This is a genomic window from Oceanisphaera profunda (genome assembly GCF_002157895.1).
In the GTDB taxonomy this organism is placed as follows: Bacteria; Pseudomonadota; Gammaproteobacteria; order Enterobacterales; family Aeromonadaceae; genus Oceanimonas; species Oceanimonas profunda.
This window is the reverse complement of sequence record NZ_CP021377.1, coordinates 421,933-437,421: the sequence shown is the minus strand read 5'-3', so window position 1 is coordinate 437,421 and position 15,489 is coordinate 421,933. Positions and strand designations below refer to the sequence as shown.

Genomic DNA, 15,489 nt, shown 5'->3' with positions numbered 1-15,489 from the left:
GCTCAACACTCATAGCTCAAAATCGCCTAAGTCGTCATGGTTCATTTGCGAGTCAATTTGGCCGATCAAGTAAGAGCTGATCTCGACTTCTTGCGGCGCTACCTGCACGTTATCAGAAGATAACCAGGCATTGATCCACGGAATCGGGTTTTGCTTGGCATTGGGGAACGCCGGCGTTAGGCCAACGGCTGTCATGCGCAGGTTAGTGATGTATTCCACATACTGACACAGAATATCTTTGTTCAGGCCAATCATAGAGCCGTCTTTAAACAGGTATTCCGCCCACTCTTTTTCTTGAATGGCCGCGTCGCGGAACAGCTCAAAACATTGCTGCTCACACTCTTGGGCGATTTGCGCCATTTCTGGATCGTCCTCACCACTGCGCAAAATATTGATCATGTGCTGAGTGCCCGTTAAGTGCAGCGCTTCGTCACGGGCAATCAATTTAATGATTTTGGCGTTACCTTCCATCAGCTCGCGCTCGGCAAAGGCAAACGAACAAGCAAAGCTGACGTAAAAGCGAATCGCTTCCAAGATGTTGACGCTCATCAAGCACAAGTAGAGCTTCTTTTTCAGCTCATAGCGGTTGATATCAACCAGCTTGCCTCTGTGCTCTTGCTTACCTTCACCAAATAAATGATAGAGGCTGGTGTAGCGGATCAAATCGTCATAGTAACCGGCAATGTCGGCGGCACGTCTGAGAATTTCTTCGTTGGCCACTATGTCGTCAAATACGATGCCCGGATCGTTTACGATATTACGAATAATATGCGTGTAAGAGCGCGAGTGAATGGTCTCAGAGAAGGTCCAGGTTTCAATCCAGGTCTCAAGCTCAGGCAAAGACACAATCGGCAGCAACGCCACGTTAGGGCTGCGGCCTTGAATAGAGTCGAGCAGAGTTTGGTATTTCAGGTTGCTGATGAAAATATGCTTTTCATGATCCGGCAGTGCCTGATAGTCGATACGGTCTTGCGACACGTCAACTTCTTCTGGGCGCCAGAAGAAAGAAAGCTGCTTTTCGATGAGCTTTTCAAAAATATCGTACTTTTGTTGGTCATACCGAGCCACGTTCACGGAATTTCCGAGAAACATCGGCTCTAACATATGATCGTTTTGTAACTGACTAAACGTTGTATAAGACATGTCGTTCTTCCACACAAAGGAAGGCGAGGATTAACCTCGCCTCACCCATTAAATTTTACAAGCGCCACCGGCACAATCGTCTTCTTGCATATCATTTTGGGCGTCGGCCGCACCATCGCGCGTATTATGGTAATACAGCGTCTTTAAGCCGAACTTATACGCGGTGAGCAAGTCTTTTAACAGCTGCTTCATCGGCACACGGCCCCCTTCAAAACGGGTCGGGTCGTAGCTGGTGTTAGCAGAAATCGCCTGATCGACAAACTTCTGCATCACGCCCACTAAATGTAAGTAACCGTCATTAGAAGGCATCTGCCATAACAATTCATACTGGTCTTTCAGCTCGGCGTACTCAGGTACCACTTGCTTTAGGATGCCGTCTTTTGAAGCTTTCACCGATACCAAGCCGCGCGGTGGCTCAATGCCGTTAGTGGCATTGGAGATCTGGCTTGAGGTTTCTGACGGCATTAAGGCGGTCAGAGTACTGTTGCGCAAACCCTTGGTTTTAATTTCTTCGCGCAAGCCTTCCCAATCTAAATGCAGCGGCTCTTGGCAAAGCGCGTCTAAGTCTTTCTTATAGGTGTCTATTGGCAAGATACCCTGAGAATAAGTGGTCTCATTAAAAGACGGGCAAGGGCCAAATTCTTCCGCCAGCTTCACCGATGCTTTCAGCAGGTAATACTGAATGGCTTCAAAGGTGCGGTGGGTTAAGCCCAGCGCGCTACCATCGGAATACTTAACGCCATTTTTGGCCAAGTAGTAGGCATAGTTGATCACACCTATACCCAGCGTACGGCGATTCATGGAGCCATTTTGCGCGGCCAATAACGGGTAATCTTGATAGTCGAGCAGGGCGTCCAGTGCACGTACTGCTAAGTCTGCCAGCTCTTCCAGCTCGCTTAAGTCGTTAATGGCGCCCAAGTTAAAGGCCGACAGCGTACAAAGGGCAATTTCGCCTTCGGCGTCGTTTACGTCGGTCAACGGCTTAGTCGGAAGAGCTATCTCTAAACAGAGATTGCTTTGGCGAATTGGCGCGACGCTCGGGTCAAACGGGCTGTGGGTGTTGCAGTGATCCACGTGCTGAATGTAGATACGACCGGTGCCAGCACGCTCTTGCATCATCAGTGAGAACAAATCCACGGCCTTGACGGTGCGCTTGCGAATACTGGCGTCTTGCTCGTACTGCTCGTACAGCGCTTCAAACTTGGGCTGATCTTCAAAGAAGGCGTCGTAAAGGCCTGGCACATCTGAAGGCGAGAACAAGGTAATGTCGCCGCCTTTGATCAAACGATGGTACATCAGGCGGTTAATTTGCACGCCGTAGTCCATGTGACGTACGCGGTTTTCTTCCACGCCACGGTTATTTTTCAATACCAGCAGTGACTCAACTTCTAAGTGCCACATGGGGTAGAACAAGGTGGCCGCACCGCCACGCACGCCGCCCTGAGAGCAACACTTAACGGCGGTCTGAAAGTGCTTATAAAACGGAATACAGCCAGTGTGGAAGGCTTCGCCACCACGAATTGGGCTACCAAGCGCACGAATACGACCGGCGTTGATGCCAATGCCGGCACGCTGGGACACATAACGCACAATGGCACTAGAAGTGGCGTTAATAGAATCAAGGCTGTCACCACATTCAATCAGTACGCAAGAGCTGAATTGACGGGTCGGGGTGCGCACGCCGGCCATAATGGGCGTAGGTAACGACACTTTAAATTGAGAAGCGGCATCGTAAAAACGGGTCACATAATCCAGACGCGTCTCTTTTGGGTACTTAGAGAATAAGCAGGCGGCCACCAGCATATATAAGAACTGTGGGCTTTCGTAAATGTCGCCATTAATGCGGTTCTGGACGAGATATTTGCCTTCTAACTGCTTTACTGCTGCATAAGAGAAAGTCAGGTCGCGGTCGTGCTCGATGTAATCATTTAAGGCGTTAAATTCGTCACGGCTGTAATCGGCCAAAATATGTTGGTCGTATTTACCGGATTCGGTCAGGCGCGTCACATGATCATACAAATGCGGCGGCGTAAAACGGCCATAGGCTTTTTTACGCAAATGGAACACCGCAAGGCGGGCGGCCAAATACTGGTAGTCAGGCGTTTCTTCCGAGATCAAGTCGGCAGCGGCCTTGATGATAGTCTCATGAATGTCTTCGGTACGAATGCCGTCATAAAACTGAATGTGTGAGCGCAGCTCTACTTGAGAAACGGAGACGTTATCCAAGCCTTCTGCTGCCCAATCGAGGACGCGATGGATCTTATCCAAATCGATAGGTTCTTTGGCGCCTGAACGCTTGGTGACCAGCAGACTTTTATTCATGAGTTAGAGATTCTCCGTTTTTAGAGCGTTGTGCCAGTGGTGTAAGCCACTTAAGCCAGACATGCGAATAAAATCGAAAACACTATATAGAGACACTATATAATGTGTTTGATTGGGCATGAAAGCACAACATCTAGTTGTAGGGGTTGGTGATAGGCACAATATAGAGTGTTACGTAGGATTTCTCAAGCCGTGAGAAAAGCCCTCGCCTGTGGATAATCTGTGTTTAGCGGCGTGTGGGTTTGTGGTCGCTAACGCCTATCCCTTGATTAGTCTGGCGTTAGCGATTGGCTGGCGTTTTTATGCACGGCGCTAAAGATTTTTAAAAATAATTGGCTTGCAAAAACCGCTTTTTAGGAATTTGTTGCTTCTTTCAGCGCTTCACATCTACGGCATCTTTTAGCCAATTAAACAAGCTTAACACCGTAGGAGTTTGATGGTCCGCTTGCCAGTTATTGGGGTCTTCACCGGCCGAGATATAACCCCAAATAGCGGCGATGGTGGTCATGCCCGCGGCGCGTCCGGCTTCAATGTCGCGTTTATGGTCGCCTATATAGACGCACTGCTCGGGTGCCATCACTAATCGCTCGGCGGCAAACAGCAAGGGCGCCGGATGGGGTTTCTTAAAGGCCAGCGTATCTGAGCTAACGGTAACGCGACAATGTTCAAACAGCGGTAACTCGGCTAATAAAGGCAGAGTGAGCGCCGAGGGCTTATTGGTGACGATACCCCACGGAATATCGTACTGATTAAGCCATGCCAATAATTCGGGCACGCCTTCATAAGGGCGGGTGTGGTGGCACAAGTTTTGACCATAAAAGGCCAGCATTTGGCCGCGCAGCTCTTCAATGCCGTGTTGCTCGATTAAAGCCTCATCAATACCGGCGCGCAGCAGCGCATAAGAGCCGTCTGAGGTGGTGCATTGCAATACGTCATCTGACAAGATCGGCAAGCCGAGGCTGGCGATCACATGGTTGGCCGCCGCTCCCATGTCGCCGGCAGTGTCGAGCAAGGTGCCGTCTAAATCAAACAGTACCCCTTTAATGTTCATGTTATTCACCCTTTATCTGTTAGAACGTCAGCGGCTTTATTCTCTAAGCGCAGCGTGTTCAATACCGCATCCGTGGTCAGGGGCTTAACCGCATGCACCATATAGTTGACGTCGGCATCACGACTTAACTTAAAGTCGCCACTGAGTGGGCGATAAACCACGCCGGAAATGTCTTTAACGATTAAACCGGCGGCTTCTATATAGCGGCACAGCTCGGCAGGGGTAATAAACTTCTTATGATCGTGGGTGCCTTTGGGCACCATCTTAAAAATATGCTCGGCGGCGGCGATCATCATTAACCAAGCTTTAGGGTTGCGATTAATGGTGGAGAACACCAAGGTGGCACCGGGTTTGGCTAAATCCGCACAAGCCTGCACCACAGAAGCAGGCGAGGGCACATGCTCTAACATCTCCATGCAGGTGACCACGTCAAACTGCTCAGGCAGCTCAACGGCTAATTGTTCGGCGGTGCCTTGACGGTAATTGACGCTCACGCCCGTTTCTAAAGCATGTAAGCGCGCCACGGCTAACGGCTCTTTACCCATGTCCACACCCGTCACGTCGGCGCCATCGCGGGCCATGCTTTCACTTAAAATGCCGCCACCGCAGCCGATATCGATAACCTGCTTGCCAAATAAACCACCGGCGTTATCGGCAATCCAGCTTAAGCGCAGTGGGTTAAGTTGGTGTAGCGGTTTAAAGTCGCCGTCTAAGTCCCACCAGCGGGAAGCCATGGCATCAAATTTTTCAATTTCTTGTTGATCTACATTCATGGACGGCGCCTCTATTGCGAGTGAAATGAAAAGAGAAATGAAAATGCGAGCGGCCATTATAGTCAAGCAGATGCTCGCTACTAGACCCTAAGACACTTTACTCGCAAGCTAAGCTACCTACCCTCTCAACCCTAATGCAAATTCCTAGTGCGCTTCTGTGCGCCTTATATGCTCCCTGAGCATATTTGTATGGTAGAATGGCGCGTTATTTATTGCGATATCAACAATAAACTGGGGACAAGACTTGCTATGACCGATCTGGCCCGAGAAATCATGCCGATAAACATTGAGGATGAGCTGAAACGCTCCTACCTAGATTACGCCATGAGCGTAATCGTAGGACGTGCGCTTCCCGATGTACGAGATGGTTTGAAGCCAGTGCACCGCCGCGTGCTGTTTGCCATGAACGAATTGGGCAACGACTGGAACAAAGCATACAAGAAATCGGCCCGTGTGGTGGGTGATGTAATAGGTAAATACCACCCACACGGAGACAGTGCCGTTTACGACACTATCGTGCGTATGGCACAGGAATTTTCTATGCGTTACACCTTGGTCGATGGCCAAGGCAACTTCGGTTCAGTAGACGGCGACTCCGCTGCTGCGATGCGTTATACCGAAATACGTATGGATAAGATTGCCCACGAATTACTGGCCGATCTGGATAAAGATACCGTTGACTGGGTGCCGAACTACGATGGCACCGAGATGATACCGGCTGTGATGCCAACTAAAGTGCCCAACCTGTTGGTGAACGGCTCCTCCGGCATCGCCGTGGGCATGGCCACCAATATTCCACCTCATAACTTAAATGAAGTGGTCGATGGTTGTTTGGCGCTGATCGACAATGAAGACATCACCATCGATCAATTGATTGAGCTGATCCCGGGGCCGGATTTTCCGACCGGCGGCATTATCAATGGTCGTTCCGGCATCATAGATGCCTATCGTACGGGCCGTGGCAAAATCTACGTGCGTGCGGTGGCAGAAGTGCAAACCGATGAAAAAACCGGTCGCGAAACCATTATCGTCTCCGAGCTGCCTTACCAGGTAAACAAAGCGCGTTTGATTGAAAAAATCGCCGATTTGGTAAAAGAAAAGCGCATCGAGGGCATTACTGCGCTGCGTGATGAGTCTGATAAAGACGGCATGCGCATCGTGATTGAAGTACGCCGTGGGGAAGTGGGCGAGGTTATTTTGAATAACCTGTATTCACAAACTCAGATGCAGAATGTGTTCGGCATCAACATGGTGGCACTGGATAACAATCAGCCGCGCATCTTTAACTTAAAAGATATGCTGGAGTGCTTTATCCAGCACAGACGCGAAGTGGTTACCCGCCGCACCGTGTTTGAATTGCGCAAAGCCCGAGATCGCGCACATATCTTGGAAGGTCTGGCGATCGCCTTGGCGAACATTGACCCCATTATTGAGCTGATCCGTGCTTCCTCTACCGCAGCCGAAGCGAAAGCGGGCTTAATCAGCCAAGGCTGGCAGCTGGGCCACGTGGCCAGCATGCTGGAGCAAGCGGGTGACGATGCGGCGCGTCCTGAATGGTTAGATCCGGAGTTTGGTATTCGTGATGGCATCTATCACTTAACCGAGCAACAGGCCCAAGCGATTTTGGACTTGCGTCTGCACCGTTTAACCGGTCTTGAGCACGAAAAGATTCTTGAAGAATATAAAGGTCTGCTGCTGCTGATTGCTGAGCTGCTTTATATTTTGAACACGCCTGAGCGGTTGATGGAAGTGATCACCGAAGAGTTAGAACTGATCAAAGTGCAGTATGGTGATGCCCGCCGTACCGAGATCACCAACTCTAGCTCTGAGATCAATATCGAAGACTTGATCACTCGTGAAGACGTAGTGGTCACCCTTTCTCATGAAGGCTATGTGAAGTATCAGCCGGTTACCGACTACGAAGCTCAGCGTCGTGGTGGACGCGGTAAGTCGGCCACGCGCATGAAAGATGAAGACTTTGTGGAACGCTTGTTGGTGGCCAACACCCATGACACCATTTTGTGCTTCTCGACCGCAGGTAAAGTGTACTGGTTGAAAGTTTATCAGTTGCCAGAAGCCAGCCGTGCCGCCCGTGGTCGTCCAATCGTGAATATGTTGCCATTAGGCGCTAACGAGCGGATCACCGCCATCTTGCCGGTACAGGAATACTGTGACGATAAGTACGTGTTCTTCGCTACTGCCGATGGCACCGTGAAGAAGACCAGCTTGTCTGCGTTCCGTCGTCCGTTAGTCTCGGGTATTCGTGCCATTAATCTTCGCGATGGCGATGAGTTGATTGGCGTGGATATTACCGATGGCAGCAACGAGATCATGTTGTTTTCGGATGCGGGTAAGGTAGTACGTTTTGCCGAAGGCAGTGGCCATGACGAAGTTGAAGTCATAGAAGCTGAAGTGATTGACGGCGAACTTATCGAAGACGTTGACGCTGACTTGGCTGACGGCGAAGAAGCAGACGTTGCCGAAGCGGGCGAAAGCCGACCCTTTAAAGGCGTGCGTCCTATGGGTCGTACTGCGGCCGGTGTGCGCGGTATTCGTTTAGGCGCCGGTGATAAAGTGGTGTCTTTGATTATTCCGCGTGGCGAAGGTCCGATCTTAACCGTGACCGCGAATGGTTATGGCAAGCGTACCGCGCTGCTCGAATACCCAACCCGCAGCCGTGGCACCATGGGCGTCTTGTCCATTAAAGTGGGCGAGCGTAATGGTGCAGTAGTGGGCGCGATTCAGGTCGATGATACCCACGAGATTATGCTGATCACCAATGGCGGCATCTTAGTACGCACCCGCGTATTAGAAGTTAGCCTTATTGGTCGTAACACCGCAGGCGTACGTTTGATCCGTACCGGAGCAGACGAGCTGGTGGTGGGCTTACAGCGCATTGAAGAACCTGAAGAAGAAGAGTTGTTGGACGAAGCAGGCACAGAAGGTGAAGACGCGGATGCAGTTGCTGCAGATGTGACTGAGCAGTCTGAATCTCACGACCAAGAGCCAGACACTGATGGTGAAGACGCTGCTGATGAAGAGCCTAAGCAAGAGTAATCACTGATATTGATAACAAGGGGCCTATGTGGCCCCTTTTGTTTATCTGCAGTGCACTTTTACTGCCGCTTGGGGCTTCTAAAGCCGCAATCAGCAAAATCTCTTTGACTTAAACGCCCAGCGGTGTAAAACGATCATATCAAGATGATGGTTCGCTATGATGATAATGCAGAGCTTGCAACCCTTGAGTTTCAAGGAGAACACTCTGCGCTCAATGGGCGTTTTTATTGAATATTAAGCAGATAGGATAACGCAGGGAAATGGCAAACATGGTTTATAACTTCAGTGCAGGTCCGGCTATGCTGCCGGTAGAAGTGATGCAGCAAGCACAAGCTGAATTTCGTAACTTTAATGACTTAAGCGTGTCCGTGATGGAGCTCAGTCATCGCAGCAGTGATTTTATTGCAGTAGCCGCCGCGGCCGAGCAAGACTTGCGCGACTTAATGCAGATCCCAGACAACTATAAAGTGCTGTTCTTACAAGGCGGCGGCCGTGGTCAATTTGCAGCGGTAGCGATGAACCTGTTGGGTAAGAACGCCAAGGCTGACTATATCGTGACCGGTCAGTGGTCTAAATCTGCGGTTGAAGAAGCAGAAAAGCTCGGCACGGTGCGCGTATTAGACGGTTTTGGTGAGGTCGAGAACGGTTTGCGCCCACTGGCCAGCAGCTGGGATCTAGACCCCACCGCCGCTTATGTACATTACTGCCCGAACGAAACCGTAGACGGTATCGAATATCACTTCGTACCCAAGACCGGCTCAGTGCCTTTAGTGGCCGATATGTCTTCTACTATTTTATCGCGCCCGATTGATGTGACTCAATTTGGACTGATCTATGCTGGCGCCCAGAAAAACATAGGGCCGTCTGGTTTGGCGGTGGTGATAGTGCGCGAAGACTTGTTAGACCAAGCTTTTGCCCATACGCCGGTGATCATGGACTATGCGGCCATGGCTAAAGCGGATTCTATGGTGAATACGCCGCCGACCTACGCCTGGTACTTAGCGGGCTTGGTATTTAAGTGGTTAAAGCGCCAAGGTGGCTTAACCGCCATGGGCGAGCGCAATAAGGCCAAGGCCGACTTGCTCTATAACTACGTGGATGCCAGCAATTTTTACGGCAACAACGTACACCCAGACGCGCGTTCTTGGATGAACATTCCGTTCCAACTCAAAGACGAAAGCTTAAATTCCGCCTTCTTGAAAGAAGCTGAAGCCGCGGGTTTAGTGGCACTGCAAGGCCACCGTTTAGTAGGCGGCATGCGTGCCAGCGTCTACAACGCCATGCCCATCGAAGGCGTACAAGCGTTAGTCGACTTTATGGATAAGTTCGCCAAGCAAAACGCTTAGGACAAAACTATACGCTAAAGATAAAAAAATTTTGCAACGGAAGAACACGGAACGCGCGGAAAAATTAAGCTGGGATAATGACGAAAAGTAACAAATATATTTTTGTAAGGTCTTAACAACAAGATATGTCTTTTCAGATTTTATCTCTATTTTTCCGTGGATTTAGTGGATTCCGTTGCGAAAGGGTCTTTAAGCTTAAAGAATGAAAGGATCCCTTGTGAGTATAAATTATCTGGCCTTGGCGAATGCTGGGGTTGAAAAGTTGCACCCTTATCAGCCGGGTAAACCGGTGGAAGAGCTAGAGCGTGAGCTGGGCATTAGCAACAGCATTAAGCTGGCTTCTAATGAAAACCCGCTGGGTTTGGGCGCTAAAGCACGAGCCGCCATTGAGCGTGCGCTGCCGGAGCTGGCGCGCTATCCGGATGCCAACGGCTTTGCCTTAAAGTCTGCATTAGCAGAAAAGTTAGCGGTGAATACTGACCAGTTAATCTTGGGCAATGGCTCCAATGAGCTGATCGACTTGGTGTATCACACCTTTGTCTCGGCAGGCCAACAAGTGGTCTATTCCCAGTACACCTTTATTGTCTACGCATTGGCCACCCAAGGCCACGGTGCCGAAGCTGTCGTGGTGCCTGCGAAAGACTTAGGTCATGACTTAGATGCGATGGCGGCGGCGATTACTGAGCGCACTAAGTTGGTGTGCATCACTAACCCCAATAACCCGACCGGTACCTTCTTAACCAAAGCACAATTAAGCGCATTTTTGGCTAACGTGCCCAGCCAAGTGTTGGTGATATTAGATGAAGCCTATACCGAGTATGTGGCAGAGGATGAACGTCATCCATCTATCGACTGGTTGGCGCAATATCCGAACTTAATCGTCTCGCGTACTTTCTCTAAAGCCTATGGATTAGCGGGTTTGCGGGTCGGTTATATGGTGGCGCATCCTGAGCTGATCAGTGTGTTAAACCGCGTACGTGAGCCCTTTAACTGCAACAGCTTAGCGCTGGCTGCCGCCGAAGCCGCCTTGGGCGATACTGAATACTTAAATGAGGCGGTGGGCTTAAACCAGCGAGAAATGGCACGCTATGAAGCCTTCTTTGAAAGCCAAGGTATCAGCTATGTAAAATCCCGCGCTAATTTTATTACGCTCGATCTAAAGCGCGATGCGACGCCTGTGTATGATGCTTTGCTGCGCGAGGGCGTGATAGTGCGACCGATCGCCGGCTACGGCTTGCCGACCTGCTTGCGCATCAGTATTGGCCTAGAGCAGGAAAACCAGCGCTGCATTGAAGCGCTGGCGAAGGTGTTGAGCCAAGGCGTGTAATGCTGGGTGTGTTACTACAGCACTTACTTATAAAACGCTTAGCTAAACCCGCGCGAGAGGGCGGGCAGGGCCAGTAAACTTGCCCTGCGCCACCCCTCCTGTTAACGTCTTCATAGCTCAGTTGTGTTTATTTTTACCTCTAGGAATCATATGGAAAGCCTTAAACTATCTCCCATTGCTCGGGTGGAGGGCACGGTTAATTTGCCCGGCTCTAAATCATTGTCAAACAGAGCTCTGTTGCTGGCGGCTCAAGCACAGGGTATTACGCACCTGACCAACCTGCTCGACAGTGATGACACGCGTTATATGCTAGATGCGCTTAGGGCGCTGGGGGTGCAGTATGAATTGTCGGCTGATAAAACCGAATGTGTAGTGCATGGGTTAGGCCGCGCGTTTAGTGCGGCGGAGCCGATATCGCTGTTTTTAGGTAATGCGGGTACTGCCATGCGTCCCTTATGTGCCGCGCTTTGCTTGGGCACTGGCGAGTTTACCCTGACCGGTGAGCCCCGCATGTGGGAGCGACCCATCGGGCACTTGGTAGAAGCGTTGCGTGAAGCGGGCGCAGAAATTAGCTATTTAAAAACTGACGGTTACCCGCCGGTATTTATTAATGGCAAAGGCTTATGGGGCGGCGATGTACATATTGACGGTTCTGTCTCTAGCCAGTTTTTAACAGCACTGTTGATGGCCGCTCCTATGGCCTCGGGCGATATCCGCGTGCACATTAAAGGTGAGCTGGTCTCTAAGCCGTATATTGACATTACTTTGCATGCAATGAGTCAGTTTGGTGTCGAGCTTGAGCATGACAACTACCAAACCTTTTATATCAAAGGCAATCAGACCTACGTCTCACCGGGTCAGTTTTTGGTAGAAGGGGATGCTTCGTCGGCTTCTTACTTTTTAGCCGCAGGCGCCATTAAAGGTAAAGTGCGGGTTACCGGTGTGGGCAGTAACAGCATTCAAGGTGATGTGAAGTTTGCGGATGTATTGGCAGCCATGGGTGCCAAGATCACTTGGGGTGAGAACTTTATTGAAGCGGAAAATATTGGTCCGTTGCACGCGGTAGATATGGACATGAACCATATTCCCGATGCGGCCATGACCATTGCCACCACCGCTTTGTTTGCCACGGGTACCACGCGCATTAGCAATATTCATAACTGGCGGGTGAAAGAAACCGACCGTTTGTATGCGATGGCGACCGAGCTGAGAAAGTTAGGGGTAGAAGTGGAAGAAGGCGAAGACTATATCGTCGTTACGCCGACGGCTGAGTTAAAAGAGGCGGAAATTGCCACTTATAACGACCACCGTATCGCCATGTGCTTTTCACTGGTGGCACTTAGCGATACCGCTGTGGTTATCTTAGATCCTAAGTGCACAGCAAAAACCTTCCCCGATTACTTCGAACAGCTAGCCAGCATTAGCAGTTAACCAAATAGCGCCGAGCCCCAAGCGCCCGGCGCCCAGTTAAAAGAAAACACTGTTCTTTGTTTTCCTTGGTGCTGGGCGCCGGGCGCTTAATGCTATGTCTAATGATGCTTCATTTTTTCTAGCGTTTCGCGCGCTTTAATTTCTGCCGCATCCAGTTCGGCCAGTACTTTGGCGATGTCGGCTTGTTGCTGGCGTAAACTGGCGCGCTTCTCGGCGATCATGGCCACCATAGAATGCAGCTGGGGACGAGAACGGTGCTCGGCGTCATAGAGCTCAAATAACTCACGCATTTCAGCCAAACTAAAGCCTAGGCGCTTGCCGCGAATGGTAAGGGCTAGCCTAAATTTATCTTTGTGGCTGTAAATGCGCGCATTGCCTTTGCGTCTGGGAGACAACAGGCCAAGCTCTTCATAATGGCGCAAGGTACGAGGAGTAATTTCGAACTCATGAGCCAATTCAGAAATACTAAAGGTCACTTCCATATTGGGCATGACGAACACTCCTTATTAGGGTCAACAGACCCTATGCATCCAAATATATTGAGGGCAGACCATACACCTATATCAGGGGGCTGTGAAGTCTGACTTTGACTCCTCAACGAGATTACGCCAAGATGGCCATTGCTGACAATAGGGGAATAAACGTGTTTATATTCAAGGTGCAGGGGGCGAATGGTGGCCAAGCTGAAATTCGTATACAAGCACTCGATTGGAGTGAACAGGGCACCATTACTTTTAGCTGCGATACGGATAAATTGGCCGTGATACTGCTGACTGATTGTCGCTCTGGTAAAGGACACTTTGATTTACTGGCCGGCACTAAGCCTATGTATGTAGAGCAATGGTTAGAGTATTTACAAGAGGACAAACAGTTAAGCCAAGTAGAGGTCACTATTCATAGCCCACTGGAAGCAGGCTATGAAGAGATATGCGGCTTGGACTCAGAGCAAGTTAAAACGCTGCTTAACTTGGTGTATCAAGTGGGGGGCTTTAATCGACTGCAAATTATGCGTTATCTCAAACATCGTCATAGCTCCGCCACTATGTCGACCCACTATAATGCTGAAGAGCTCAAACGTTACCGCTACTTAGGCCAATTGATTAACCAATTAATCCGTTTTAAGACACCTACACCTTAAGCTCTAGCCTTCAAGGTAGGGCCTTAAAGTTAGCGAAATCACTGGGCTTTGCAATTAAATAGCCCTGTATCCCATCGATATGCATGGACTCTAGCAATTGCTTTTGCTCCATGGTTTCCACCCCCTCGGCAATCACACGACACCCTAAGCGCTGAGCTAAATCGACAATCATGCGTACAAACTGCTGAGTGGTGTGGTCTTGATGCAACTGTCTCACCAACTGACCCTCAAGCTTGACGTAGTCAGGCTTGATTTCTTTTAATAAGCGAAACGAGCCATAACCATGACCAAAGCGGCTCACCGCATAGCGAGCACCGGTACGACGGATAACGTCAAGTAAGCGTTTACTGGCGTCTAGTTGATGCTGCAAGACTTGCTCGTCTAACTCAAACACTAACTTGGAAGTAATATTGCGGTCTCGCAATAAGATGCGCTCTAACCAAATTAAAAATGAGCTTTGCTGCAAACTGGCGGGGGTGAGGTTAATGGCCCAGCGTTGCCCCGTTAACGGTGACTGCTTAATCTGTGCCAAGATCACTTCAATGATTCTCTGCTCGAACAGCATCGACATATTTAGTCGCTGCAACATGGCAAACACTGTGCTGGCAGGATAAGTACCGCCATTGGGGTTGGGGAAACGGGTATAAATCTCGTTATAACCCTGCATGTCCGTTTTATAAATTTGCGCAGGCTGCACCAGCAATAATACTTGATTGTCATCCAGCATACTTTGTAAACGCTGACGCCATTGGCTCTCACCCATAGACTCGTCTTCGTCTTGCTTAAGTAACATGCTCCAACTATTAGGCTCATCGCCTTGTGCTTGTGCCAGCGCCAAGTCGGCGCGGGTCAATACTTGCTCAGCGCTTTGTCCGGGCAATAATTGTGTAAAGCCAATGTAAGCGGCGCAAGTTAGTTCGTGAATATGCTGATAATGATAGAGCTCTTGCTGCAATTTATCCCCAATACGAGGGGCGAGGGGTTCACATTGCCCTTTGAATAACACGGCAATATCAGTGCCACTGATGCGATAGCCGTGAGCGCCTATCTCGGGCTGTATCACCTTGCGCACGATTTTGACGATGTCTTGCAAGTACTGATCGCCGGCCTGAAAGCCTTGCTCGATATTAATACTTTGCAGACTATTGGCGCGCACTATCATCAAAGTGGCACTGGCCAGTTGATTGTCATCGTTGAGCATGAGATCCAAGTCGCGGCGAAAGGCAAAACGGTTACCGAGCAGCGTTAGACTATCTTGAAAGCTCTGCTGTTGTGCGGTGTGTAACTCTCGTTTAATAACACTAAGCTGCTGATCATAATTTTGATGTAAGTTAACAATAGCGTTGGCAATGGGATGCTCGTGACGGAAGTTATTGGCTTCTGGGTCTAGCAGCATATTCTGCAAGTGAGCATGCTCAACGTTATAAATTTGACGCCAGCGACGATAGAGAGTGATAAAGATCAGTAGATTGGCCAGCACTAAAGGTAGGGTAACCCATAACCATTGCTGGTTTGCGGCTTTGGTATCAAGCCGATAAAACAGCTGGGTGTCATCTTGAGTATATTGTTGGTTAGCACCCAATTGGCCAAACCACCAGGCTGATGCATGATCGGTTAAGGGCTGATCGCTTGTGGAATTAATTAATCCGGCCAGAGCTGCGGTGGCAGATTCGGAGCTTGAAGTGGCGGTTAATTGACTGCTGATAGTTTGCGCTTGATGTTGCAAGGCGGAGTAGCTTGCCCACCAAGGTACTAAGATGCTGAGTAACAGCATAATAAAACCAGATAGCAGTAAAGCCTGACCAAAGGGAGCTTGTTCCCGCATAGCCACAATCCTTGTTAAAACGGGGTATATAAAGAGGGTATGAGTATAACTGAGATAGTGTTACATAAAACGAAAG

Annotated in this window: 11 protein-coding genes; 5 read left to right on the top strand and 6 right to left on the bottom strand. The window is 49.7% G+C overall.

The genetic code is table 11. The features are described 5' to 3' along the window. Positions 1 to 9: 9 nt before the first annotated feature. The 4 genes from nrdB to ubiG form a co-directional block, all read right to left on the bottom strand. A complete protein-coding gene (nrdB, locus tag CBP31_RS01905) occupies positions 10 to 1,143 on the bottom strand; it encodes a class Ia ribonucleoside-diphosphate reductase subunit beta (protein WP_087034621.1) in 1,134 nt (377 codons plus the stop codon). 48 nt (positions 1,144 to 1,191) lie between these two features. Then, positions 1,192 to 3,465 (bottom strand): class 1a ribonucleoside-diphosphate reductase subunit alpha, encoded by a 2,274-nt coding sequence (gene nrdA, locus CBP31_RS01900; protein ID WP_087034620.1) that lies wholly within the window; start codon positions 3,463 to 3,465, stop codon positions 1,192 to 1,194. A 373-nt stretch (positions 3,466 to 3,838) separates the two neighbouring features. Further along, entirely contained in the window at positions 3,839 to 4,516 is a 678-nt protein-coding gene (locus CBP31_RS01895; protein ID WP_087034619.1) for an HAD family hydrolase, read from the bottom strand. Between the two features lie 5 nt (positions 4,517 to 4,521). Then, a complete protein-coding gene (ubiG, locus tag CBP31_RS01890) occupies positions 4,522 to 5,289 on the bottom strand; it encodes a bifunctional 2-polyprenyl-6-hydroxyphenol methylase/3-demethylubiquinol 3-O-methyltransferase UbiG (RefSeq protein ID WP_087034618.1) in 768 nt (255 codons plus the stop codon). Positions 5,290 to 5,538: 249 nt separating this feature from the next. Between ubiG and gyrA the strand changes: the two genes are divergently transcribed. The 4 genes from gyrA to aroA all read left to right on the top strand — a co-directional run bounded on the left by gyrA (position 5,539) and on the right by aroA (position 12,450). After that, positions 5,539 to 8,346: a DNA topoisomerase (ATP-hydrolyzing) subunit A gene (gene gyrA / locus CBP31_RS01885; RefSeq protein ID WP_087034617.1), complete on the top strand. Its 2,808-nt coding sequence runs from the start codon at positions 5,539 to 5,541 to the stop codon at positions 8,344 to 8,346. Positions 8,347 to 8,606: 260 nt separating this feature from the next. Continuing rightward, positions 8,607 to 9,692: a 3-phosphoserine/phosphohydroxythreonine transaminase gene (gene serC / locus CBP31_RS01880; protein ID WP_087034616.1), complete on the top strand. Its 1,086-nt coding sequence runs from the start codon at positions 8,607 to 8,609 to the stop codon at positions 9,690 to 9,692. Between the two features lie 217 nt (positions 9,693 to 9,909). Then, entirely contained in the window at positions 9,910 to 11,019 is a 1,110-nt protein-coding gene (hisC, locus tag CBP31_RS01875; protein ID WP_227875101.1) for a histidinol-phosphate transaminase, read from the top strand. A gap of 150 nt (positions 11,020 to 11,169) precedes the next feature. Further along, positions 11,170 to 12,450 carry a 3-phosphoshikimate 1-carboxyvinyltransferase gene (aroA, locus tag CBP31_RS01870; RefSeq protein WP_087034615.1) on the top strand — a complete coding sequence of 427 codons (1,281 nt, stop codon included), beginning with the start codon at positions 11,170 to 11,172 and terminating at the stop codon, positions 12,448 to 12,450. Between the two features lie 98 nt (positions 12,451 to 12,548). Here aroA and CBP31_RS01865 read toward each other — a convergent pair whose 3' ends face one another. Then, on the bottom strand, positions 12,549 to 12,941 hold the full coding sequence (locus CBP31_RS01865; RefSeq protein WP_087034614.1) for a MerR family transcriptional regulator: 393 nt from the start codon (positions 12,939 to 12,941) through the stop codon (positions 12,549 to 12,551). 152 nt (positions 12,942 to 13,093) lie between these two features. Between CBP31_RS01865 and CBP31_RS01860 the strand changes: the two genes are divergently transcribed. Continuing rightward, positions 13,094 to 13,588 carry a hypothetical protein gene (locus tag CBP31_RS01860; protein WP_087034613.1) on the top strand — a complete coding sequence of 165 codons (495 nt, stop codon included), beginning with the start codon at positions 13,094 to 13,096 and terminating at the stop codon, positions 13,586 to 13,588. 10 nt (positions 13,589 to 13,598) lie between these two features. Here CBP31_RS01860 and CBP31_RS01855 read toward each other — a convergent pair whose 3' ends face one another. Further along, a complete protein-coding gene (locus CBP31_RS01855; RefSeq protein WP_087034612.1) occupies positions 13,599 to 15,413 on the bottom strand; it encodes an EAL domain-containing protein in 1,815 nt (604 codons plus the stop codon). Positions 15,414 to 15,489 lie beyond the last annotated feature (76 nt).

Excerpts from the sequence above, each read along its gene's own strand:
- nrdB (WP_087034621.1), bottom strand. The coding sequence starts at position 1,143 with ATGTCTTATACAACGTTTAGTCAGTTACAAAACGATCATATGTTAGAG.
- nrdA (WP_087034620.1), bottom strand. The coding sequence starts at position 3,465 with ATGAATAAAAGTCTGCTGGTCACCAAGCGTTCAGGCGCCAAAGAACCT.
- CBP31_RS01895 (WP_087034619.1), bottom strand. The coding sequence starts at position 4,516 with ATGAACATTAAAGGGGTACTGTTTGATTTAGACGGCACCTTGCTCGAC.
- ubiG (WP_087034618.1), bottom strand. The coding sequence starts at position 5,289 with ATGAATGTAGATCAACAAGAAATTGAAAAATTTGATGCCATGGCTTCC.
- gyrA (WP_087034617.1), top strand. The coding sequence starts at position 5,539 with ATGACCGATCTGGCCCGAGAAATCATGCCGATAAACATTGAGGATGAG.
- serC (WP_087034616.1), top strand. The coding sequence starts at position 8,607 with ATGGCAAACATGGTTTATAACTTCAGTGCAGGTCCGGCTATGCTGCCG.
- aroA (WP_087034615.1), top strand. The coding sequence starts at position 11,170 with ATGGAAAGCCTTAAACTATCTCCCATTGCTCGGGTGGAGGGCACGGTT.
- CBP31_RS01865 (WP_087034614.1), bottom strand. The coding sequence starts at position 12,941 with ATGCCCAATATGGAAGTGACCTTTAGTATTTCTGAATTGGCTCATGAG.
- CBP31_RS01855 (WP_087034612.1), bottom strand. The coding sequence starts at position 15,413 with ATGCGGGAACAAGCTCCCTTTGGTCAGGCTTTACTGCTATCTGGTTTT.